21 protein-coding genes, 3 tRNA genes and 1 pseudogene are annotated in these 22005 nt (G+C 70.2%); 13 read left to right on the forward strand and 12 right to left on the reverse strand.

Features of this window, described 5'->3' with window-relative positions; genetic code table 11:
- Together ACWD6N_RS32420 and ACWD6N_RS32425 are read left to right on the forward strand one after the other, a co-directional pair.
- Nucleotides 1-652: IS5 family transposase (locus ACWD6N_RS32420; protein ID WP_450005889.1), on the forward strand; the 652-nt coding region annotated here is incomplete at its 5' end.
- Nucleotides 653-1070: 418 nt separating this feature from the next.
- Nucleotides 1071-1688, forward strand: coding sequence for a winged helix-turn-helix domain-containing protein (locus ACWD6N_RS32425; protein ID WP_387331072.1), 618 nt, complete (start codon nt 1071-1073; stop codon nt 1686-1688).
- 250 nt (nt 1689-1938) lie between these two features.
- Here ACWD6N_RS32425 and ACWD6N_RS32430 read toward each other — a convergent pair whose 3' ends face one another.
- Nucleotides 1939-2277, reverse strand: a complete 339-nt coding sequence (locus ACWD6N_RS32430; protein WP_387331074.1) for a hypothetical protein — start codon at nt 2275-2277, stop codon at nt 1939-1941.
- Between the two features lie 475 nt (nt 2278-2752).
- Here ACWD6N_RS32430 and ACWD6N_RS32435 point away from each other — a divergent pair, with 475 nt between their 5' ends.
- From ACWD6N_RS32435 to ACWD6N_RS32445, 3 genes and pseudogenes are all read left to right on the forward strand, one after another.
- Nucleotides 2753-2968 (forward strand): winged helix-turn-helix domain-containing protein, encoded by a 216-nt coding sequence (locus ACWD6N_RS32435; RefSeq protein WP_387331077.1) that lies wholly within the window; start codon nt 2753-2755, stop codon nt 2966-2968.
- Nucleotides 2969-3489: 521 nt separating this feature from the next.
- A complete protein-coding gene (locus ACWD6N_RS32440) occupies nt 3490-4743 on the forward strand; it encodes a WD40 repeat domain-containing protein (protein WP_387331080.1) in 1254 nt (417 codons plus the stop codon).
- Nucleotides 4744-4962: 219 nt separating this feature from the next.
- Nucleotides 4963-5104, forward strand: a pseudogene (locus ACWD6N_RS32445) (transposase); the annotation flags it as partial.
- A gap of 150 nt (nt 5105-5254) precedes the next feature.
- Here ACWD6N_RS32445 and ACWD6N_RS32450 read toward each other — a convergent pair.
- Nucleotides 5255-5758, reverse strand: a complete 504-nt coding sequence (locus tag ACWD6N_RS32450; RefSeq protein WP_450005892.1) for a L,D-transpeptidase family protein — start codon at nt 5756-5758, stop codon at nt 5255-5257.
- Nucleotides 5759-6614: 856 nt separating this feature from the next.
- Between ACWD6N_RS32450 and ACWD6N_RS32455 the strand changes: the two genes are divergently transcribed.
- On the forward strand, nt 6615-7067 hold the full coding sequence (locus tag ACWD6N_RS32455) for a hypothetical protein (RefSeq protein WP_450005893.1): 453 nt from the start codon (nt 6615-6617) through the stop codon (nt 7065-7067).
- Here the strand turns inward: ACWD6N_RS32455 and ACWD6N_RS32460 are convergent.
- The 3 genes from ACWD6N_RS32460 to ACWD6N_RS32470 all read right to left on the reverse strand — a co-directional run bounded on the left by ACWD6N_RS32460 (nt 7014) and on the right by ACWD6N_RS32470 (nt 7940).
- A complete protein-coding gene (locus ACWD6N_RS32460) occupies nt 7014-7520 on the reverse strand; it encodes a septum formation family protein (protein WP_450005927.1) in 507 nt (168 codons plus the stop codon). The genes ACWD6N_RS32455 and ACWD6N_RS32460 overlap by 54 nt on opposite strands.
- A gap of 221 nt (nt 7521-7741) precedes the next feature.
- Nucleotides 7742-7814 (reverse strand) — tRNA-Arg (locus ACWD6N_RS32465).
- Nucleotides 7815-7849: 35 nt separating this feature from the next.
- Nucleotides 7850-7940 (reverse strand) — tRNA-Ser (locus ACWD6N_RS32470).
- 144 nt (nt 7941-8084) lie between these two features.
- Here ACWD6N_RS32470 and ACWD6N_RS32475 point away from each other — a divergent pair.
- The gene (locus tag ACWD6N_RS32475) at nt 8085-9569 is read left to right on the forward strand and encodes a hypothetical protein (RefSeq protein ID WP_450005895.1); all 1485 of its coding nucleotides are present in this window, start codon (nt 8085-8087) and stop codon (nt 9567-9569) included.
- On the opposite strand, the gene ACWD6N_RS32480 is transcribed toward ACWD6N_RS32475, so the two are convergent.
- Nucleotides 9556-10326 carry a CPBP family intramembrane glutamic endopeptidase gene (locus tag ACWD6N_RS32480; RefSeq protein ID WP_450005897.1) on the reverse strand — a complete coding sequence of 257 codons (771 nt, stop codon included), beginning with the start codon at nt 10324-10326 and terminating at the stop codon, nt 9556-9558. The genes ACWD6N_RS32475 and ACWD6N_RS32480 overlap by 14 nt on opposite strands.
- A gap of 146 nt (nt 10327-10472) precedes the next feature.
- On the opposite strand from ACWD6N_RS32480, the gene ACWD6N_RS32485 reads away from it, so the two are divergent.
- Entirely contained in the window at nt 10473-11588 is a 1116-nt protein-coding gene (locus ACWD6N_RS32485) for a globin domain-containing protein (RefSeq protein ID WP_450005899.1), read from the forward strand.
- A 69-nt stretch (nt 11589-11657) separates the two neighbouring features.
- Here ACWD6N_RS32485 and ACWD6N_RS32490 read toward each other — a convergent pair whose 3' ends face one another.
- Nucleotides 11658-13187, reverse strand: coding sequence for a peptide deformylase (locus ACWD6N_RS32490; RefSeq protein WP_450005901.1), 1530 nt, complete (start codon nt 13185-13187; stop codon nt 11658-11660).
- A 326-nt stretch (nt 13188-13513) separates the two neighbouring features.
- Here ACWD6N_RS32490 and ACWD6N_RS32495 point away from each other — a divergent pair, with 326 nt between their 5' ends.
- On the forward strand, nt 13514-14296 hold the full coding sequence (locus ACWD6N_RS32495) for a hypothetical protein (RefSeq protein WP_450005929.1): 783 nt from the start codon (nt 13514-13516) through the stop codon (nt 14294-14296).
- 7 nt (nt 14297-14303) lie between these two features.
- Here the strand turns inward: ACWD6N_RS32495 and ACWD6N_RS32500 are convergent, their stop codons facing one another.
- A complete protein-coding gene (locus tag ACWD6N_RS32500; RefSeq protein WP_450005903.1) occupies nt 14304-16127 on the reverse strand; it encodes a hypothetical protein in 1824 nt (607 codons plus the stop codon).
- 211 nt (nt 16128-16338) lie between these two features.
- On the opposite strand from ACWD6N_RS32500, the gene ACWD6N_RS32505 reads away from it, so the two are divergent.
- Nucleotides 16339-17049, forward strand: coding sequence for a class I SAM-dependent methyltransferase (locus ACWD6N_RS32505; RefSeq protein WP_450005905.1), 711 nt, complete (start codon nt 16339-16341; stop codon nt 17047-17049).
- Between the two features lie 127 nt (nt 17050-17176).
- Here ACWD6N_RS32505 and ACWD6N_RS32510 read toward each other — a convergent pair whose 3' ends face one another.
- The gene (locus ACWD6N_RS32510; RefSeq protein ID WP_450005907.1) at nt 17177-17719 is read right to left on the reverse strand and encodes a YbhB/YbcL family Raf kinase inhibitor-like protein; all 543 of its coding nucleotides are present in this window, start codon (nt 17717-17719) and stop codon (nt 17177-17179) included.
- A gap of 138 nt (nt 17720-17857) precedes the next feature.
- Here ACWD6N_RS32510 and ACWD6N_RS32515 point away from each other — a divergent pair, with 138 nt between their 5' ends.
- Nucleotides 17858-18043, forward strand: a complete 186-nt coding sequence (locus ACWD6N_RS32515; RefSeq protein WP_450005909.1) for a hypothetical protein — start codon at nt 17858-17860, stop codon at nt 18041-18043.
- A 58-nt stretch (nt 18044-18101) separates the two neighbouring features.
- Nucleotides 18102-19292 (forward strand): low temperature requirement protein A, encoded by a 1191-nt coding sequence (locus ACWD6N_RS32520; protein WP_450005911.1) that lies wholly within the window; start codon nt 18102-18104, stop codon nt 19290-19292.
- On the opposite strand, the gene ACWD6N_RS32525 is transcribed toward ACWD6N_RS32520, so the two are convergent.
- Nucleotides 19279-20178, reverse strand: a complete 900-nt coding sequence (locus ACWD6N_RS32525; RefSeq protein WP_450005913.1) for a 2-hydroxyacid dehydrogenase — start codon at nt 20176-20178, stop codon at nt 19279-19281. The two genes, ACWD6N_RS32520 and ACWD6N_RS32525, sit on opposite strands and share 14 nt — an antisense overlap.
- A gap of 108 nt (nt 20179-20286) precedes the next feature.
- Nucleotides 20287-20373: transfer RNA gene (locus ACWD6N_RS32530), tRNA-Ser, on the reverse strand.
- Nucleotides 20374-20553: 180 nt separating this feature from the next.
- Between ACWD6N_RS32530 and ACWD6N_RS32535 the strand changes: the two genes are divergently transcribed.
- Nucleotides 20554-21531 carry an NAD(P)H-quinone oxidoreductase gene (locus ACWD6N_RS32535; RefSeq protein ID WP_450005915.1) on the forward strand — a complete coding sequence of 326 codons (978 nt, stop codon included), beginning with the start codon at nt 20554-20556 and terminating at the stop codon, nt 21529-21531.
- Between the two features lie 14 nt (nt 21532-21545).
- Here the strand turns inward: ACWD6N_RS32535 and soxR are convergent, their stop codons facing one another.
- A complete protein-coding gene (gene soxR / locus ACWD6N_RS32540) occupies nt 21546-22004 on the reverse strand; it encodes a redox-sensitive transcriptional activator SoxR (protein ID WP_450005917.1) in 459 nt (152 codons plus the stop codon).
- Between the last annotated feature and the right edge of the window lies 1 nt (nt 22005).

The following is a 22005-nucleotide window of genomic DNA, read 5'->3' on the forward strand; positions in this document are numbered from 1 at the left end:
GACCGTCCACTCCTACTTCACCCGCTGGGCCGCGGACGGCACCACCGAGACGATCCACGACCTACTGCGGGGCAAGGTGCGTCAAGCAGCCGGCCGCCCCGCCGAGCCGACCGCGGCGATCATCGACTCGCAGAGCGTCAAGACCAGCAACAACGTGCCCGAATCCAGCCTGGGCATCGACGCAGGCAAGAAGATCAAGGGCCGCAAGCGGCACCTGGCTACCGACGTGCTCGGTCTGCTGCTGGTCGTGATCGTCACCGCCGCCAGTGTCTCGGACACCGCCGCCGGCCGTGACGTCATCGATCGTCTCGCCGCCACCCACGGTGAGGTCAGCACGGTGTGGGTCGACTCCGCCTACCGGACCACCGTCATCGAACGGGGCGCAGCCCACCACATCGATGTGGAAGTCGTGCCGAAAACCCCAGGCCAAAAGGGCTTCCAGCCGCTGCCGAAACGGTGGGCCATCGAACGCACCAACGGCTGGATCATGCTCCACCGCCGACTCGTCCGTGACTACGAAACGTCACCAGAACACTCCCGCGCCCACATCCACTGGGCCATGATCGACAACATGAGCCGGCGCCTCACCCACGAAGCGACGCCATCCTGGCGTGACGATCAACCCGAAGCGGACACACCGACGCCGACCTGATCAAGATGCCCTCTAAGACCCCGACGGTGTAGCGCCAGGAGGGGTTCCTCGTCGGCGAGTCGCCTGATCAGATCGGCGAGGTCACTGTTCCGACGGCCTGCCGTGTCGCTGCTGGTCAACGCCACACCAGCGCAATGAGCCCCTACACCCCACCCGGAACCGATGGCAATTTCTGCCCAACTTCGTCATCGCCCTGACGATAACTGTCGATCTCGTCGACTGTTAGTGCCAAGTTGCTCACGTGCTGTGCTTGATCGTCCATTCACATAGTTCATATCATCCTTTCGGGTAGCCGACGTGACCCGCACGGCGCCCAGAGGGCTTGGGGGGTCGTTCCGGGTCCTACCAGCGTCTGCTCCTATTCCATATCGGGCCGGCGACGCAGGCGGAACGCAGTAGGCCACAGGTAAGGAGAAAGATGACTCTCGCTCGGGGGGAAAAGTCCATCGAGGACGTCCGGATGGAACGTCCACCGGGAGCCGACGGCGGGGCGGTGATCATCGCGATCGCCTCCTCGACAGCGGAGAGAGTGCGCCTGGCGTCGCTGGTGACCGGCCATGCTCCGGTGCTGCTGGTCTCGTCGCCGGAGGAGCTCCTGTCGCTACTTGTCGACAGCGCCCCGCCCGCCGAAGCCCCGTCAGTCCATCCACGCGTCGTCGAGCCGCTCCCGCGAGCCCTCATAGGAACGGCTGATGTCGTCCCGGAGGTCGACTCGGACAGGCGGGTGGCAACCTGGTCCGGGCACGCCGTACCCCTGTCGCCCCTCGAGCACGACCTGCTTCGGTACCTTCTGCTGGCACAACTCGGCCGCACCTGCACCTTCGAGTCGCTGCACCGCGCGGTCTGGGGCAACGACCACCTCGGCGGCCGGGGCGACGTGTGGTCGGTGGTGAAGCGACTCCGCCGCAAGCTCGACGAATTGGACTGCCCGCTGCGGATCCAGGCGGTGCGCGGCGTCGGCCTGCGTCTTGTCGACCCCGGCGCGGTGCTGTCAACGAACGCCGAAGAAGCACGAGAGAGCCGAAACCAGATCTGAAAGTGATGCGCCTTCCGGGTCCTCCAGATCGATATGTTCGGGTCCGACCCGGGCTACATAGTGCCGGAGCCGACCCTTGAGTTCTGCTGGCGGCCATCGTCTGGCAATCGAACCGAGCCGTGGTGACGGCCGCGATGAAGTGCTGGGAGGGACGTCGCGCGCCCGCGCTCCAGACGGCGCTAGGTGCGACCAGAGCCGGAGCCTTGACGCGCTCGCGGCAAAGCGCACTTTCGCTAGCTCCCACGGGCGATTAGGAAAGCAGGTCGGCGAGCGTGGCGGGTCGAGGCGGCGTTGATTGGACGGTGATGCGTTTGATGGTCACCCGCCGGGATGGCATCGCGCGGTCGGCTGCGAAGCGTACGGCCCGGCCGGCGGCGATGGGCGCAGTCGTGATGTCGTCAGCCTTGACGTTTAACGTCACTTCACAGGTGTCTGTGTCGGTATTGCCCTTGACGTTTGGTGTGATGACGCCGTCCCACTGCTGCTGTAGCTCCATGAGCTGGTCGCGCAGGCGGTCGACGAACATCGGGAGCGACGTGTCGCCCGGTGGAGTGATCCAGAGGGTGAGGCTGACGTGGAAGACTTGCACCTCGGCTTACCCCTGTTGTCGATGGGCGAGGAGCTGACGGGCGTCGGCCGGGATTAGACCCAGCAGCTGCGGTCTGCCGATGTGGGGCTCCGTGCCACCGCAGGCGGCGCTGGCCGTCAGGCCGTAGAACTCCCTGCGGTGCAAGCAATCCGGGTCAAGGTTCATGGTTGCTCGCCTGCTCCTTCCCGTACCAGTCCGGATCCGGGCGCCGTCATTGGCAGCTCGTGTGGGCGTAGGCGGGGACCGTGGCGCATCGCATCGCGGCGAGCGGGCTCTTCGGCTGCCGAACCGGGGCCGGGAGCCGAACCTGGCCCGAGCCCGACCGAGCGGTCCGTGCCCCTTGGCGCCAACCCAGGATCACAAGACACCACTCGCGCCTACGTGCACCTAGTTCACTAGGTCAGTCGGAGGTTGAGTGGAGCTGGTGCCCGTGATCTCATCGGGGCGCCAACCCAGGAGTGACATGCCCCGACGAATGACCTACCGCCAAATCGCGGACGACATCGCCGCCCGCATCGCGACCGGCGAGTACCCACCCGAATCCAAGATTCCTTCCTACAGTCAGCTCTCAGAGCTCTACAGCGTTTCCGTTGCAACCGTGCAGCGTGCACTTCTGGTGCTGCACTCCAGAGGCGTCGTGTATGGAGAGCCTGGGCGGGGCGTCTACGTCAAGGGGCATGACGACTCATGAAGTAAGGCGACCCAGGAGACGTGGACGTTACGCCGACTGCGTGGAGCTGACCCCGATGGACGCCCGCGGGGGCGTACCAAGTCCGGTGCTATCAGTGTTCGTCCACGAAGTCGTGCAGGTGGGGGCAGTTATGGGAACCATCTTCATGTTGCGTCATTTGCACAAACCTGCACCCGGCGCGTCCGGGCGCTTAAGACGCCGCAAAGCCGACGCAACCCGAGCCCTGTTCCCCTCGCCCCGCTCGGCCCGGCTGCGGCTGGCCACCCTGCACGCCATCGACGCCGTGCACCGCTTCGTCGACGTCACCACCGGCGACAACCAGCACCTTTCGCCGAGACCGGCCCACTCCTCCGCCTCATCTGGCAGCCTCGGCGCCGATGGTGTTTCGCGTAACGTTTTCGCACTTCGGAGCGCCCTCTGGTCGGCGGGCCGGGGTCCCATTCCGGCCCGCGCCGCGTACCGGATCAGAACGGGGAATGATGAGCCGAAGAGCAACCAGGGGCCGGCGCGCACGGATCTGGATGGTGGGGGCCGGCGTGCTCGCCCTCCTGGCCGTCGGCGGGGGCACCGCCGTGGCGGGCAGCGACCGGTCCGCCGACGACACCGCGGCGAAAGCGCACCTCGTCGCCGACAGCACCAGGTCCAAGGCCGACAAGACGCCGGAGTCCCCGCGGCCGAAACGAAAGCCACATCCCAGCCCTTCGCCGACGTCCAGCCCGACGTCCAACCCCACCGCCAGCCCGACACCGACTCCGACCACCACCTCTCCTCCGAGCACCGACGTGAACGCCCAGATCCCGATCCCGGGCTACGTCACCGGCTTCCGGTTCGGCGACATCCTGGTGGACGAGGCACGCAGCCGGGTCTACATCACGGGGGGCAAGGGCACCGACGGTCTGATCGTCACCGACCTGAACGGCAGCGTCCTTCGCACCCTTCCAGGCATCGCACCGGGGGCCGCCGGGATGACGCTGAGCCCGGACGGCAGCAAGCTCTACATCGCCGCCGGCGACCAGGACTGGCTCAGGATCGTGGACCTGGACACGTGGGAACTGGACGGGCAGTTCACCGGGAAGACCGACGGGACCATGACGTGCCCGAAGGACATGGCCTTCGCGGCCGGCCAGCTCTGGGTCTCGTGGGGGTGCGAGAACGAGCCCACGGCGGGCATCGGCCGGGTCGACCTCGCGACCGGCAGGTTCAACGTGAACGCGGTCGACGCCATCGACGAGCGGATCAGCTCCGCGATGCTGCTGGCCACCTCACCCGCTCAGCCCAACATGCTGATCGCCGGCGCGACGGGCTCCAGCCCCGCCCTGCTGGTCCGCTTCGAGGCCACCGCGACGGGGCTGGTCCAGCGGGCGATCAGCCGGACCGACGGTGGCTCGGTCGCGCAGTTGGCGGTCACCCCGGACGGCACCGAGGTGATCGTTCCCTCGGGCGCGCCGTACTACCACCCGGCCCTGCGCACGTCCGACCTCGTCGAGGTGCACCAGTACCCGACCGTGACGTACCCGAACGCCGTGGCGATCCGGCCCGACGGCCTCGTCGTCGCCGGCACCAACTCGTCGTACGACAAGGACGTCTGGGTCTTCGAGCCGGGCAGCACCACCCCGATCGCCACGTACGAGTTCGGGCACCTACCGAACCAGGAGACGTGGGCGCACAACCTGGTCGACGGGGGGCTGGCCGTGTCCGGCAACAAGATCTACGCGGTCACTGACCAGTTGGCCGAGCCGGAGATGGTGACCTTGCGGATCCGTACGCTGCCGTGACACCCGACGCCCGGCCCGTCACCGACGGGCCGGGCGATCGGCGGTCGGTCACCGCTGGAGCATCGCGGTGAGGGGCCCGAGGTCGCTCTCGGCGAAGGGCGCCGCCCTCTCGCGGTGCTGGCTGGCGTGGCGCTGGCTGGCGTGCGCGGCCCGGCACCGGCCGCGGTGGTCGTCACCGGCGCCGCAGGCGGCGGCAAAACAGCTGTGGCGGTCGAGGCTGCCCGCGACGACGTCCTGGCCTTCACCCGGCTTCCCGAAGTAGATCTGGCGGCAGATCTGGTCGAACAACCCGCAGGAACGCCTCAACCGCGAGATCCGCCGCCGCACCGACGTCGTCGGGATCTTCCCCGACCGCCATGCTGCCAGACATCTCGATCGACCAGGGACTGGTGGGAGCGGCGGCCCATTGGGCCGGCCAGCCTCTGTCCGGCGGCACCTGGCCGCAGCTGTTGCTACGAGTCTTGCTTCCTGCCCGCTGCCCCGCCGGCCGACCGCGCGGCCCTCGGGACGGTCAGTAGCGGCCGAGGTTCTGGCTGGGCGCCATCACGATGCGTGGAGAGGCGGCCGGATCCAGCCACTCCAGTACCCGGAGCAGATTGGACTGTGCCAACGAGACACAGCCGGCGGTACCGCCGCTCCCCATGACGTGCAGGAAGATGCCGCTGCCGCGGGCCGGGGTGGCTGCCCTCACCGGGATGTTGTAGTTGATGACCGCGAAGTAGTTGTACTGCGGCACGGTCTGCCACAGCGCCTCGCTGTACCCGCCCGGGTTCGTGCCGTGCACGAAGCTGTTGTACGTGGACGAACTGGGGTTCTCGTCCCAGTAGTCGTTCGCCACGAGCTGGTGGTAGCTGTACTTGACGCCAGGGTTGGCGTGCACGCCGTACATGGTGGAGCCGATGCTATAGACGCCTGTGAGCGTCGTGGGGACGCCCTCCATATGGCTGTCGCTGAATCCCTTGGTGCCGATCCGCGCGCTCATCACCCCGAGCTTCGGCCGCCACACGCCGTTCACCTTTTCGAACGTCTCGAGGGACGCGACGCTCGTGCCGTAGCCGCTGCTGTAGACGACGATGACCTGGCGGGTGCTGGCCGGAATGGTGTGTAGCCGGGAGGCGATATTGCTCTCTGCGGCCGGCGTCGCGGCCTTGCTGGTCGGGACGTGCGACGGCGACCGGCTGAGAGACGGCTTCGTGGACCGGCTCGCCGAAGGCGACGGGGACCGGCTAGCCGAAAGCGACGGGGACCGGCTAGCCGATGGCGATGAGGAGGGAATTGCGGAGTCAGTCGGTCCGGGCCGCCGGTCACCGAGGTATCGACCGCAGCCGATCCGGCGTCCAACGTGCCGTTCCGGCCCGGAGCTGCGCAGGACGTGAGTCCGAGCCCGCCGAGCAGCGCCACCGCGATGGCACCGAACACAGCCCGCCTGAACGGCGTTCGCATTCCTACTCCTTCAATGGTTTTGATGTCCGCCACCGCCGCAGGGAGCATAGTGTTTCCGATACCCATGTCGACGCCCAGGTCGTCTCGGCTGCTGTCGGTCCGTCCGCACGACGATCCATGGCGGTCAGCAGCAACCTCTTCCTCCCGAACGCGGCTGCCGTGCATTGTCTGCTGCCATCGGTTGTCATCCCGCATCTTTTGCTGCCGCTCGGCGGCGCTGGTGCGGTCGCCAGCGACTGCGGGGAATCGGCTGTTCTTCATGGCGGCACCAGACTCCCTCGCCAGGTTGCCGAGGGGCGCCGGTGAGGATTTAAGAAGCACGTGTAGTGATTTGCCGCCGACCGCGCGTTCGGCGTCGCCCTGCCGAAGCCGATGAGCGTGCAACTGTGCCGGAAGAGGACGCTGGCTGGCCCGTGGACAATGTTCGGATGGAGTTGCGACCCGAACTCTGCCCGCCGGTGGTCGAACCACAGCGCATCGCGGAGCTGTGTTCCGCCATCGAGACCATCGCGAGGCTGCTGGAGCGCGGCGAGTCGGCCGATGCAGCAATCGCCGGGTTCAACGCCGAAACCGGCCATGACTACGCAGCCGATCACTTCCTCACCTACTGGAAGTCTCGTAACCTCGAGGATTTCGCGCTCGAGGCCGCCCGACCGGCAAGGCCGGAGGTCGCCAACGTCACCCGCGACGAGCTGATCGAGATTGTCCGCCGGATACAGGCAGCCGACGACGACATCGACTACTACGTTCTGCTGCTGGACACCAACGTCCTGCACCCACGAGTCACCGATTTGATCTTCTGGCCGCCACCGGAGCTGGTCAACGCGTCACCCGGGGCCATCGTCGATGCGGCATTGAGCTACCGACCCATCGGTATGTGACCACGCGCCGTGACGCACGCTCATGCCTCTTGGGGTAGGTACTCCTACCGGATCGCGGTGTAGAGCACGAACAAGATCCCTCACAGCACCTGTCGGATAGAGAACGAAGAGCTCCCAGGATTCAAAGTCCGCCGTCGGGGCGTAGGACTCGAAACGGTCTTGGCAGCCCTGGTCCGCCTTCTCCAACACCTGCCCCTCGCCGGGCCAGTCCCTTCCCGACAACCCGAAGGCGGCGAAGACCTCGCCCTCGTGTGGTTGCGCACAGGAAACCGCCGGCAGACTGAGAACGTTGTCGCTGTCTTCGAGGTCGTTGACACAGTCGCCCGGCCGCAGCTGCCGGGCTCGGGGTCCGGGCGTACGCCGGGGCCAGCAACCATCGGCCGAGGCCGACGGCCGCCGGGGCGTCGTGCCGCCCTGTCCAAGCTGCCAACCACCGGCCCTAGACTTGGGTATTCACGGTCCTGGCCGGCACCCACCTCGGCCACATCCACCGGGTCCGACCGCCCACCCCGCGGAGGGACCACTCGCCCTCGCTGAGCCAAAATGACGGACTGGCCGGGACGTAGTGCACGCTTGTCGTACGAGCACCATTCGAGCACCAATGCGCCCCGTAGGTGACGTACGACAAGAGGCGCCTGCCCCTGTCGTAGCAGGTCAAACGCCTCTTGATCTTGTGCGCCCGAAGGGACTCGAACCCCTAACCTTCTGATCCGTAGTCAGATGCTCTATCCATTGAGCTACGGGCGCAGGTGCTCAGCCAGTGTACACACCCGGCTTTCGCGCGGAGACTCCGGGATTCGAACCCGGGAGGGGCTTTAAGACCCCAACCGCATTAGCAGTGCGGCGCCATAGACCAGACTAGGCGAAGTCTCCCTGGTGGCCCGTAGACCACCGCGCCCGAGGATACAGGTCGCCACCCACCGGGAGCAAAGCGACTTCCGGCGTACGCCGACCGAGGCCGCCGGCCCCGTGTCTCCACGCTGTGCGCCAGCGTGATCGGGACTACGCTCCATCGATATGCAGGAGCAGCCGCCCGCCGAGCCGACCCGCCGAGAGCCTGCTGACCGCGCGCGCCGACGCCCCCCACGGCCGACCTTCACTCCGCCGACGGCCGCCGAGCAGTCCGTGGAGAAGGCAGTGCCGGCGTCCGACCCGGCCGCGGCACCGGCCACCCCCGACGCCCAGCGCCCTCGACGAGCCAAGCCCGCCCCGGCGGTGCTCTTCCAGCCACCGGAGCCGGACCGCCCCCTGCCCCGCCAACCGGTCCCTGCCTCCAGCAGGAATGACGAGGAAGCCGAGGCGAGCGGCGGCACGGCGGGCGTCGACGAGCCCGGTCCGGCGGCGGGCGTGGACCAGCCGAGTCGCTCGGGCAGTTCCGGGGAGGTCGACCAGCCAACCGACGCCGCGGCAACCGACCCGGGCAGCACAGCGGCTCCGGCGGATGAGCGAGCATCCGAGGGCGGCCCGCAGCAGCCGGCCGGTACGCCGACTCGGACGCCGAAGGCCCGGGCCACCCCGGCCCGCAAGGCCGCCCCCCGGAAGGCAGCCGGCACCTCGACCGGGAAGGGGACCGCCACGACATCACCAGAAGCCGACGTGGCCCCGGCCACTCCGGCTGCCGGGCCGACCAAACGCGCCGCGCGCTCTACCGATGAGACGGCCACCCCGACCAAACGCACCACGACCCCGACCAAGCGGGCGGCAGGTCCCCGGAAGAGCGCGGCCTCGAAGCAGGCCGCCCCCGCACCACGACAACCAGCGGAGCAGACCCCGGCCGAGCAGCCGCCGTCCGCGGTCGTGGCCGGCGAGACCACCCCGACGGCCCAAGAGACCACCCCCGAATCGGAGCTGCGGGCGGTCACCGCGCACCTGCTCGACCATCCCGGCTTCGCGCCGGAGTTGCTGGCCCTGGCCGCGGTGCGGGCTCTCGGCCCCGGCGCGGCCGACTGGGCCGAGCGGCTGCGGGCCCGGTACCCGGACGCCCCGGCGGGCGGCCTGGCCCGCCTGGCCACCCGGCGGTTCGTCCGCGCGGCGGGCGCGGGCGGGGCGGCCGCCGCGCTGGCCGGGCTCTTCGCGCCGCTGGCCGAGCTGGCCTCGGTGCTCTGGACGCACTCGAACCTGGTGCTGCACCTGGCGGCGGCGTACGGCCGGGACCCCGCGCACCCCGACCGGGCGGTCGAGCTGCTGGTGCTCACCCAGGTGCACCCGGATGCGGAGAGCGCGCGTGCCGCGTTGGCCGCGGTCGGGACGGCGGACGACCCGGCCGAGGGCACGTGGCCGCGGGCGGCGGAGGCCGCGTGGCGGCTGGCCGCGCCGCTCACGGCGCAGGCCGGTGGGTGGCTGGCGTTGCGGCTGGCGTCCCGACTGCTGCCGGGTGCGGCGGTGCTCGCCGCGGCGCTGGGCGACTCGGCGGCGGCCGACCGGCTCGCGGCCCGGGCGGTGGCCGCCTACCGGCCGTCGGCGGCCGACACGGCGGTGACCCGAGCGGTCAGAGCCAGCTGAACCATTCCTTCGGCAGCAGCGCGTAGCCGACGAAGGCGACCACGTCGAGCAGCGTGTGCGCGATGATCAGCGGCATCACCCGCCGGGTACGCAGGTAGAAGTAGCTGAACACGACGCCCATCACCGCGTTGCCGACGAAGGCGCCGAAGCCCTGGTACAGGTGGTACGAGCCGCGCAGCAGCGCGCTGGCCGCGATGATCGCGCCGAGCCGCCACTGGAGCTGACGCAGCCGGGTGACCAGGTAGCCGACCACGATCACCTCCTCCAGCACGGCGTTCTGCACGGCGGCGAGGATCAGCACCGGGACGGCCCACCAGACCTCCGGCAGCGAGGCCGGCACCAGCGTGGCGTTGATGCCGAGCTGCGCCGCCAGCCAGAACAGGGCCAGCCCGGGCAGGCCGATCAGCGCCGCCAGGCCGGCGCCACGCGCCAGGTCCTGGCCGGGTCGCCGGGCGTCCAGGCCGAGGGTCCGCGCCGGGTCGCCGGGATCGCGGCTGAGCAGGTGTACGGCGAGCAGCACCGGCAGCAGCGCGAAGACGATGCCGAGCAGTTGGTACGTCAGGTCCAGCCAGGGTCTCGCTGACGCGGAGGTGTTCAGCGAGGCGGTCTGCTTGGAGAGCGGACCGTCGGCGGTCAGCTTCGCGATGATCGAGACCACCGCGTAGACCGCGGACTGGCCGAGGGAGAGACCGAGGACCAGCAGCGTCTCGGTCCCCAGCAGCCGGCGGGACACCGGGCGGGTCAGCTCAACGGTCACCGCACCACTCTGCCCGACGGGCGGCGCCGGTGGCACGGCCGACTGGCCGGCATGAACCGATCGCACATTCTGTGCGACCGGTGAGCACGCTCCGTGGAGATCCTATGGGCGCCCGATCCGCCGCAGTCTGGAGAAGGAGCGCCCCCGTGGACAACGTCGCGCGGTTGCTGAAAGAGAGCTGGACCCTGGTCGAGGAGGACCGGGACCGGCTGAGCAGCCACTTCTACGCCCGGCTGTTCCTGCTCGACCCCGCCCTTCGGCAGCTCTTCCCGGTGCAGATGACCGGCCAGGGCGACCGCCTGCTGGAAGCGATCATCACGGCGATCCACACCGTCGACGACCCCGAGAGCTTCGACGAGTTCCTCCGGGCGCTGGGCCGCGACCACCGCAAGTACCACGTCGACGAGCAGCACTACAAGACGATGGGCGTCGCGCTGCTGGACGCGCTGCGCAGCACCGCCGGCGACGGCTGGAACCTGGAGTACGACCAGGCGTGGCGGGACGCGTACGCGGCCATCTCGGCGAAGATGCTCGCCGGGGCGGCGAACGACGAGAACCCGCCGTACTGGCACGCCGAGGTGCTGACCCACGAGCGGTACGGCCCGGACACCGCCGTGCTGACCTGCCGGGCGTTGCAGCATCCGCTGCCGTGGCGGGCGGGCCAGTACGTGAGCCTGGAGGTGCCGCGCCACCACCCTCGGGTGTGGCGGACGTACTCGGTGGCGAACGCCCCGAACGACGACAACGTGCTGGAGTTCCACGTGCGGTCGTCCGGGGCCGGCTGGGTGTCCGGTGCGCTGGTCCGCCGGGTGCGGCCGGGTGACCTGCTCCGGTTGGCGGCGCCGATGGGGTCGATGACGCTGGACCGGTCCTCGGAGCGCGACATCCTCTGCGTGGCCGGCGGGGTGGGACTGGCGCCGATCAAGGCGCTGGTGGAGGAGTTGGCCAGCTACAACCGCACCCGATGGGTGCACGTCTTCCACGGCGCCCGGCAGGCGGCGGATCTGTACGGCCTGGCCGGGTTGCAGGAGCTGGTGGCCGTACACCCGTGGTTGTCGGTCACCGCGGCGTGCAGCGAGGACCCAGACTTCGACGGCGAGCTGGGCGACATCCCGGACGTGGTGGCCCGGTACGGCCCGTGGACCACGCACGACTGCTACGTCTCTGGGTCGGCTCGGATGGTCCGGTCGACGTTGCGGGTGCTGGCCGCGGACGAGGTGCCGCCGCCGCACATCCGCTACGACACCTTCGGTGACCTCTAGGCGTTCCTCCCCCACACCGGGGCGCGTGCCCCTGCCCCCTGGGGCACGCGCCCCGGTCCCGCCCCTGTCTCAGTAGCGCCAGGGGTGCCCGGTCTCCCGGTACTCCTCCACCGGCACCAGCGGCACGCCGGGCGCCATCCGGTCCACGTAGAGCCGGCCCTCCAGGTGGTCGATCTCGTGCGCGACCAGCCGGGCCATGCCGAACTCGAACGAGGTGATGATCCGGCTGCCGTCCCACTGGGCGTGCTCCACGTCCAGTCGCAGCGGCCGGGGCACCAGGCCACGGTGGTCGAAGAAGGAGAGGCAGCCCTCGTACTGCTCGTCGGTGTCCGGGTCGGCGTCGACCACCCGGGGGTTGAGCAACACGACCGGCTCCGCCGAGCGGTCGGGGGGCCGCACCACGGCCGCCGCCCGGCCGATGCCGAGCTGCGGGGCGGCGACGCCGACCCCCTTGCTGAACGGATGCAGCTCGTCGAGCCGGGCCAGGGCCGTGCTGAGCCGGTCGACCACCTCGCGGGCGGCCTGCTCCTCAGCGGGCAGGTCGAACGGGCGGCCGCGCTGGCGGAGCAGGTCGGCGCCGCGCTGGACGATGCCGAGCCCGCGCATCCGGTCGCTGGGCCGGACCCGGGCCCCGTCGGGGCCGACGTCCGGGTCGGTGTCCGGGCGGGCCCGGAATCGCCACTGCATGCGGTAGCGGGCGTTCAGCGGTGGGTCATCGGTCTGCCAGTCGAAAATCGCCCGGCCGCCCTCGTCGCGGCGCTGCGGCGCCGTGCGCAGCGGGCCCTCCTCCGCCGAGAGCGAGGTCTCCACGCCCCAGACCTGCGGGTCGAGCGCCGCCGGCAGGTCCAGGCGGACGGCGAGCTGTCGGGTGGGCAGCCGCACGGCCCGCTGGAACCAGGGACCCCACTTCTCCTGCCCGACGGAGTACGCGTACTCGATGGTGGCCCGGTCACCGGGGTAGAGCGGGAAGCGCCGCTCGCTGTTCTCGAAGAGCAGCCAGATTTCCTTGAACGCGTCCCGGTCGTGTTTCGCCCGCCAGTGCATCGGCTCCGGGTCACCGCCGCCGTCGTCCCGGCGGGCCTGTAGTTGCAGCTCGGCGAAGGTGAGCGGGTGCTCGCGGTGGTGCCGGTTGGAGCGACCGGGGTCGTTCGGGTAGCGGTCGACGGCGACCCGGACCAGGTAGCGGTTGATCGGCTCGGTGCCGGCGTTGTAGAGCTCCCGGTGGATGACGCACCGGTAGCTGTCGTCGGTGTGGGTGAGGGTGGCGAGTTCCCGCTCCACGACGAGGCCGGTGCCGGGTGGCAACCACTGGCCGGGCAGGTGCGGCTCGCGGTGCTGTTGACCGGCGCGGGCGTGCCGTAGTTCGTCGTAGTCCCGGAAGCGCTGCCAGATCGCGCCGCTGGCCTCCAGGACGGCCTCGGCGCGGCGGGCGAAGTCCTCGGTCGGGCGGTGCCGGCGCCCCTCGACGTGGCTGACGTAGGACGGGTCGAACCCCATCAGGACGGCCAACTGCTTCTTGGACAGCCCCCGCCCGGTCCGCTGCCGGGCGAGCTCGGCCGCGAAGGAGTCGGCAGCCCGTTCGAGGGGGGAGGTCGTCATCGGCTTCCTCGTGGCCGGGAGTATCAGTTTCACGTTCCGTGCCCGTACGCACACGCATCTGCCACCTTGCCGACACTTCGCTTGACAATCCACCGACCGACATCGATCCTGCGCCGGTGTTTTCCGAGGCCGCGGCCGGGTAGAAGGCCGGGGCGGAGCGCTGCTCCCGCCGGGAGCGGAGTGACCCTGACCTCCCGATACGGCTCAGGTGAGGCTTCCCTTAGACCTACGCGTGTGGTTAGGCTAGCCTTAGCTCAGGACGGCAGGGTCGTCCGCCGAGGTGCTCCTCGGTCACGCGGACGGGGGATGACACGTTGACAGCGGTGATGCCGAGGCGGGACGTGACCGCCACGCCGCTCGCCCCCGTCACCGCGGCACTGCGTGCCATGTTCGGCACCGACGATCTTCCCGGGCTCGCACCGGGCCTGCTGGTCGACGACGAGTTCGGCTGGGCGCCCGCGACCACCCTGATCGACGGCAGTCGGCTGCCCGATCTGCTGCACGCCGCCACACTGCGCTGGGGCGGCACGCCGCACGCCTGCGCCGCGCTGGCCTGGAAGTCGTACAGCTACTGGACGGCGCTGCCGGTCGTGCTCGGCTGGGCCTCGGCCCGGCGGGTGCCGCTGCTCGACCCGTCCGACGTGCTGATCCACTTCGAGGACCACCGGCCGCTGCTCACCCTGGGTCTGCGCCGCAGCACCACCGTGGCGGTGCTGCCGAACGACCCGCTGGCGCTGGCCGGCAACCCGGAAGTGCGGGTCGTCGCAGGCGAAGCGGAGCTGCTGGCCGCGCTGCGCGCCTCGCTCCTCGACGCCCACCTGGCCCCGCTCATCGCGGCGATCCAGGCGGAGGTCCGGGTCGGCACCCGGACGCTGCTCGGCTCAGTCGCCTCCGGCATCTCGCACGGCATCCTGCGGGCCGCGGACGGGCTGCCCGGCCCGACGGTGCAGACGATCGACACCCTGCTCGGCGCGCTCGACCTGGCGGACCTGGTCGAGCTGGTGCCGGGGCCGACCGGTGAGCCGAGCGTGCAGCGACGCACCTGCTGCCTCGCCTTCACGCTGCCCAGCCCGAAGGTCTGCCAGGGCTGCTGCGTCCGCCAGGCCTGAGCCTCGGTCAGTCGGTCAACGGCCGCACGTCCCACACCCACACTCCGCCGGTGAAGACCGGCTGGATCCCGGTCAGCTCGGTCATCCCCCGGCGCAGTGCCACCTCGTACTCTTGTGGCCCGAGGATGACCACGCCGGCCCGCCAGTAGCGCAGGTCGTCGACCGCCTTCACCCGGCTCTGCGGGGTGATCGGCGGCACCGCGCCGGTGCGCCGGATGGTGCCGAAGAAGCTGCTGGTGGGGCGGGGTGGTGCGGTGAACAGCGCGATCCGCGGCTTCTCGGCGTTCCGGCGCGTGTCCGGGCCGAGGAAGTACCCGCGGGCCAGGGGCATGTCCAGTCGGGTCGCCGCGGACCAGCGCAGCGGCTCGGCGTAGTTGGTGTCCGGCATCGGCAGGGTCACCACACTGCGCCCGCCGGCCACGTACGGCCGCCAGGCCCCACTGGTGACGAAGGCGGGGACCGGGTCGAGGCGGGCCACCGGTAGCGGGGTGGGCAGGATCGGCAGCAGGGCCATCGTGAGCACGGTGGCCGTGACGAAGCGGATCTGCCGTCGGGCGGCCGGCTGCGAGTGGGCCAGCTCGCGCGCCCGCTCGGCGCCGTAGGCGAGCAGCAGCCCGATGATCGGGGTGATCGCCAAGGCCCACCGGGTCGGCACCACCGAGTGCAGGACCGGCAGATTCTCCAGCGCCGCCCAGGGCCCCGGCACGCCGGTGTCCCGGCCGGCGAACCGGATCACCCGGCCCAGTGAGAGCACCGCGAAGAGCAGCCCGAGGGCGGCCAGCCCGAGCACGACGACCGAGCGGCGCAGCCACCAGACCAGGGCGATCACCAGCACCAGCAGCGGCCACCCGAAGAAGCTGTTCTCCTCGGTCGGGTTCTTGGCCAGGTTCGCCGCCGTACGCGGGCTGCCGGCGAGCGACTCCCGGGAGTACGCGACGAACGAGGCGAGGTCGCTGGAATAGCCGCGGATCAGGCGGGACAGCCCGGAGTACGCGCCCGGCCCGAAGAACTGGACGTAGAGCGGGTACGCCAACAGCAGCCCGGCGACCCCGGCGGCGACGGCCAGACCGGCGAGGAACGGCCGGGCCCGCGATCGCAGCTCCCGGCGGCCGAGGGCGAGCGCGCCGACGATCACGCCCAGCCCGATCGCCGTCATCAGCAGGATCTCCAGGTTGAGGAAGGCCTGCCAGACGATCACCAACGCGAGGAGCACGCCGTTGCGCAGCCAGCGGCCCGGCTCGCCCAGCCGCAGCGTTCGCCAGATGATCAGTGGGACCACGAACTGCGACACGATGTTCGGATGCGCATTGGCGTGCGACACCACGGCCGGCGCGAACGCGCAGAAGCCGGCACCCAGCCAAGCCGGCCCGCGGGCGCCGATCAGGACCCGGGAAAGCAGGAAGTACCAGGCCGTGGCGGTGGCAATCATTCCAGCGGTGAGAAAGAGCAGGAATGCCGCGCGCGGTCCGAGGAGCACGGTGACCGGTGTCATTGGCAGCGAAACGGATAATACGGATGTATTCGCCATGAGATTGACGCCGTCCGGCACGTTCATCCGGTCCGAATGGAACGGATATGCGAAATGGGTGACGACCCGTGCACCGTGCGCCATCATCCATTCGAACTGTGACTGATCGGAGCGGTTGTCCCGCACTCCACTGCCCGGCTCCAGCCAGAGCCGCCCGGTGACCCAGAAGCCGAGCACCACGAAGCTCAGCACGGCGGCCAGATCGGCCCGCTTGCCGCTGCCGGCCGCGCGGACGCCATCGCCCTGCGCCGTCGACGCGGCGACCGGGCCGCCTCCGGGCGCGTCCGATTCAGGAGTAGTCATGACAATTCATAGGGTAGTCAGCGTATGGCACTGCCGTGACATGTTTCGGGGTACTGCCGTACTATGTGCCGGGTTCGCCGACCGCCGATCACGTGCCCACCCCCGACCGCAATTCGGCCACCCCGCTGCCCCGATTCTTCTGCCATCCGAGCGGATGATTCACTCTGTCGGTCCAGGCACGGGTCGAGTTCATATCGTGAGGAATCGACGCATGGCAGAAATCACTGGGGATCAGCGCGTCCAGTCCGAGGTTCTGGAGGGCCTGGCGACCGCTGTCAACCACCGTCGCTGGTTCGTCGAACTGGCGGTGCCGTACCTCGGTGACGACCCGATCGAGATCGGCAGCGGTCTCGGTGACTACGCGCTGGAATGGTCGCGGCGGCTGCCCCGGTTCACCGCCACCGAGGCCGATCCGGACCGACTGGTGCAGCTCAAGGAGCGCCTCGCCGACCAGCCGAGCATCGATGTCCGGCAGATGCTGCTGCCGCACAACGATCGGGGCGACTACAGCGCCGCGGTCTCGTACAACGTGCTGGAGCACATCGAGGACCACGTGGGCGCGCTGCGCAGCATGCGCGACCTGGTCCGACCCGGCGGTGCCGTGATCATCATCGTGCCGGCGTTCCAGTTCGCCATGAGCCCGGCCGACATCGCCACCGGGCACGTCCGCCGCTACACGAAGAAGACGCTCGGAGCGGCGATGACCGAGGCGGGCCTGACCGTGGAGAAGATCCACTACGCCAACGCGCTGGGGCTGCTCGGCTACTTCATGGCCACCAAGGTCTTCCGGCTGATGCCAAAGGAGGGCCCGATGGTGAAGGTGTACGACACGGTCGTCCTCCCCGCCACCAAGGCCGCCGAACAGCGCATCCGGCCCCCGTTCGGCCAGTCCGTCTTCGCCGTGGCCCGCGTACCCGCCTGACCTCCGGCCCGACCGCCCCGCCCTCCGCCCCGGCCCGCGATCTTGCACTCTCGGTCCTCGACGCCCCCTTCATGGCGGGCACGTCGGGCAGGAAGTGCAAGATCGCGTGGATCCGGGGTGGGGCGGGTCAGTCCTTGATCTGGTACGTGGGACGGATCACCGCTCGGGCGAGGCTGTGGAACGTGAGGTTGAAGCCGACGTAGGCCGGGCTGGCGTCGGGGGTCAGGTCGAGGCGGTCGACGTCCAGGGCGTGCACTGCGAAGACGTACCGGTGCGGGCGGTCACCGGGGGGCGGCGCCGCGCCGCCGTAGCCCTGCTCGCCGTAGTCGTTGCGGACCGAGAACGCTCCACCGAGGTCCGCGCCCGCCGCGCCACCCACGCCGGTCGGCAGCTGGGTGACGTCGACCGGCACATTCACCAGCACCCAGTGCCAGAAGCCACTGCCGGTCGGCGCGTCGGGGTCGTAGCAGGTCACGGTGAAGCTCTTCGTCTCGGCGGGGAAGTCCGACCAGGTCAGCTGCGGGGAGACGTTGCCGCCCCCGGTGCTGCCGTGCGCGTGCCGGGCATCCATCGGCTCGCCGTTCTGCACGTCGTCACTGGTCAGGGTGAACGAGGGCACCATCGGCAGCAGCTCGTACGGGTCCGGGGCGATCGGTCGTTCCAAGGTCATCGGGACGCGTCCTTCCGGTGTTCACGGAGATTCCTGCCCCTTCTTACCCCTTCGCGGCCTCTACGACGACCGGAAGCGCCAGCGCCGGCTCAGCGGCGCTACCGTTGAGTCCGGGGCAGCGCTCCACAGGGGGACCTCGTGGCAGGGATCTGGCGGGACTTCGTCGCAGCCGTCTTCACCGCGCTGCGCCGCCAGGACGAACGGGCCATCGCCGAGGAGCGCCGGCGCGCGATCGAGCGGCTGGCCGACGAGACAATCCGGGAGAACCGGCGGGCCACGGACCCCCCAGAGGGAGATCAGCGCGGGTTGTCCGAATCGCCGTGAGCGCGGCGTGGCGAACGATGAAGATGACGTGATGGGGCGGAGCTTCCGGTAGCGGCCGGTGGTCACCGCGGAAGCGCACCGGACGACCCTGTTCGAGATCTTCTTCGATCTGGTGTTCGTCTTCGGTTTCATCCGGGTCACCGAGTTCATGAGCGCACGGCCCGCGCCGGTGACCCTGGTGCAGGGTTTCCTCGTCCTCCTGCTGTTGTGGATCGCCTGGCTGGTGTACTCCTGGCTGGGAAACCAGGCCCGAATCGACGTCGGGCTGATCCGTGCCGGCGTCACCGTCGCGATGGCAGCAGTCTTCCTCGCCGCTCTCGTCATCCCCGACGTCTGGGAATCCGGTCCGGCAGCGTTGGGACCCCGGCTGATCCTGGTACTGACCTACATCGTGCTGCGAGTGATCCATCTGGTCCTCTACCACTGGGCAGCGGTGGGCAACCCGCGCCTGCTCCGGACCATTCGTCTCTACGCCCTCTCCACCGCGCTGTCCTGGATCCCCCTCGTTCTCGGTGCCGTGTTCGGCGGCACCGCACAGATCCTGCTCTGGACGGCAGCGCTCGTGGTCGACATGGGCGGCGGGGTGGTCGCCTCCGTGCTGAGCGGATGGCCCGTGCGCAGCCCGGGTCACTTCACGGAGCGGCACAGCCTCGTGGTGATCATCGCGCTCGGTGAGTCCCTGATCTCACTGGGCGTCGGGGTCGGGGCAGGGATGACGGATGGACGGGTCCTGGTGGCCGCGCTCCTCACGCTCGCCGCCACGGTATGCCTGTACTGGTTGTACTCCGCCAGCGCGGCGACCGCCGGGAAGGCGCTGACGATAGAGTCCGGCCTGCGACGAGGCCACCAGGCCGCCAACGCCTACACCATTGCCCACTTCCCGCTGATCGCCGGCACCATCTACCTGGCGCTGGGCGTGGAGCAAGTGCTCGCCGGCCTCGCACATGACGAGTCCCACGGAACCGACGCCTTGAACTGGATTCCGGCCGTCGCCCTGTTCGGCGGGACGGCCCTGTACCTCGCGGGCAGGGCAACGTTCCTGAGTCTCAGCGTCCGGTCCGTGCGGCCGGGGCAGTTCCTCGCCCCCGGCGCGGCACTCCTGCTACTTCCCGCCGGACGGTATCTGCCCGGCCTGACCGCCCTCGGCCTGCTCACGGCGTTCCTCGTCGTTCTGGTCAGCTGCGAGGCGCTGGTCGGACGCCGGCGAGGTTCCAGCGCCCGGTCGGACCCGGAAGTCACGGCCCGATAACGACGTTCGCGAGCGGCTCGCCGGCCGCGTACCGCCGGACCTGATCGACCAGCAGCCGGCGGGCCCGGGGCGCCAACGCGGCCGTCAGGCCGCCGACGTGCGGGCTGATCAGGACGTTCGGCGCGGACCACAGCGGGTGGTCGGCGGGCAGCGGCTCGGGTTCGGTGACGTCCAGGGCAGCGTGCAGCCGGCCCGAGCTGAGCTCTGCGAGCAGCGCCTCGGTGTCCACCACCCGCCCCCGTGCCACGTTCACCAGCAGGGCGCCGTCGGCCATCCCGGCGAGGAAATCCTTGTCCACCAGGCCCTCGGTCTCCGGGGTCAGCGGCGTGGCCAGGATGACGACATCCGCTCGCGGCAACAGCTCCGCAATTTCGGAGACCGGCCGTACGCCGGGGCGAGGGCTCCGTGCCACCCGGCTGATCTCCACCTCGAACCCGGCGAGCCGGCGCTCGATCGCGGCGCCGATCGAGCCGTACCCGACGATCAGCACCCGGGCGTCAGCCAGCCCGGCGGACCAACCCGTCGTCCAGCGGCCCTCGCCTCCCGCCCGGACGAAGTCCGGCAGCCGGCGGCGGGCGGCAAGGGTGAGCGCCACGGCCAGCTCGGCGGTCGCCGCGTCGTGCACGCCCCGGCCGTTGGCCAGAGTCAGACCGGGCCGCAGGTACGGCAGGACGTGGTCGTAGCCCGCGGTCACGGTCTGCACCACCCTCAGCCGGGGCATCCGGGCGATCGGCTCGCAGAAGCGCGGATCGATGATCCCGTACGGCACCGCGTAGAACTCGACGTCGTCAAGTTTCTCCGGCACGGGTTGGGTGCCGTCGTACAGCGCGACGTCCAGGTCGCCAAGCTCGGCCAATGCATCGGGGTGAGAGATCAGGTAGCGCACGGCCACAATCATGCTGGATCGCCCCGAGCGGGACCGCTCGCCATCCACGGACACGCACCGTGACCGGCGTTTGCGCTGGTCAGGGGGCATTTTAGCTGTTCCGAGGGGCGGAGGGTGTGGGATTCGAACCCACGAAGACATCGCTGCCTTACCGGTTTTCAAGACCAGCGCCATCGGCCACTAGGCGAACCCTCCCGGGCCGCCACCCGAGGGTGCGCGGCCGTGCCTAGTCTGCCATGGCACCGGGTGCGCGGCCCGGCGTCCCTCCCTGACCGGGCGGCATGGCGCCGGAACTCGTACGAAAATCCACAGTGGTCGTCGGGGACGGATCGGGTGCGCCTGCGGCCCGCGGTGCCATCGGGTAAGACTGAGCCCATGCGAGCCATCACCATTCCGCAGCCCGGTGGACCCGACGCGCTGATCTGGGCTGAGGTCCCCGACCCCGAGCCGGGCCCGGGCGAGGTGATCGTCGACGTGCGGGCCGCCGGGGTCAACCGCGCGGACCTGCTGCAACGGCAGGGGCACTACCCTCCGCCGCCCGGCGCACCCGAATACCCCGGGCTGGAGTGCTCCGGGGTGGTCAGCGCGATCGGTCCGGAGGTGACCGGGTGGGCGATCGGCCAGCAGGTCTGCGCGCTGCTGACCGGTGGTGGGTACGCCCAGCGGGTCGCGGTCCCCGCCGGGCAGCTGCTGCCGGTGCCGGCCGGCGTCGACCTGGTCGACGCCGCGGCGCTGCCCGAGGTGGCCTGCACCGTCTGGTCGAACCTGGTCCCGGTGGGCCGGCTCCACCCGGGCGACACGCTGCTCGTGCACGGTGGCGGCAGCGGGATCGGCACCTTCGCGATCCAGTTCGGGGCGGCCCTCGGCGCCACGATCCTGGCGACCGCTCGGGCGACCAAGCACCCCCGGCTGCGCGAACTGGGCGCGGCGCACACCATCGACTACCGGGAGCAGGACTTCGTCGAGGAGGTCCGGCGAGCCACCGACGGCCACGGCGCGGACGTCATCCTCGACATCATGGGCGCGTCCTACCTGGGTCGCAACGTCGCCGCGTTGGCCACCGGTGGCCGGCTGGTGGTGATCGGGCTACAGGGTGGCCGCAAGGCCGAGCTGGACCTCGGCGCGCTGCTGACCAAGCGGGCCAGCATCTCGGCGACGACCCTGCGCGCCCGGCCGCTCACCGAGAAGGCGGAGATCGTCCGGGGCGTACGGGACGAGGTGTGGCCGTTGATCGAGGCCGGCAGGATCCGGCCGGTGGTGGACCGGCGGCTGCCGATGACCGAGGTGGCGGAGGCGCACCGGCTGGTCGAGTCGAACGACCACGTTGGCAAGGTGCTGCTCACCGTCGGGTGACGCCGGTCACCGCGTCAGGCGGACGTGTCGGCCGCCGGCCGGGGCAGCATCAGGCGGGCGCCGGGCCCTTCGCCGCCGAGGGCGTCACCCGGGTTGTTGAGCGTGCAGCGTTGCAGGGACAGGCAGCCGCAGCCGATACAGCCGTCCAGGTCGTCGCGGAGCTTGGTGAGCAGCCGGATCCTCTCGTCCAGCCGGCCCCGCCAGCTGGCGGAGAGCCGCGCCCAGTCCTGCGGGCTGGGCGTACGGGACTCGGGCAGCGAGTCCAGCGCCGCGCGGATCTCGTCCAGCGAGACGCCGACCTGCTGGGAGATTCGGATGAAGGCGACCCGGCGCAGCTCGGCTCGGGCATACCGGCGCTGGTTGCCGCCGGTCCGGTCGGCGCGGATCAGACCGAGCCGCTCGTAGTAGCGCAGCGCCGACGGCGCCACACCCGAGCGGGCGGACAGCTCCCCGATGGTCAGTGAGTCCTGCATC

It is taken from the genome of Micromonospora sp. NPDC005163 (assembly GCF_053599835.1).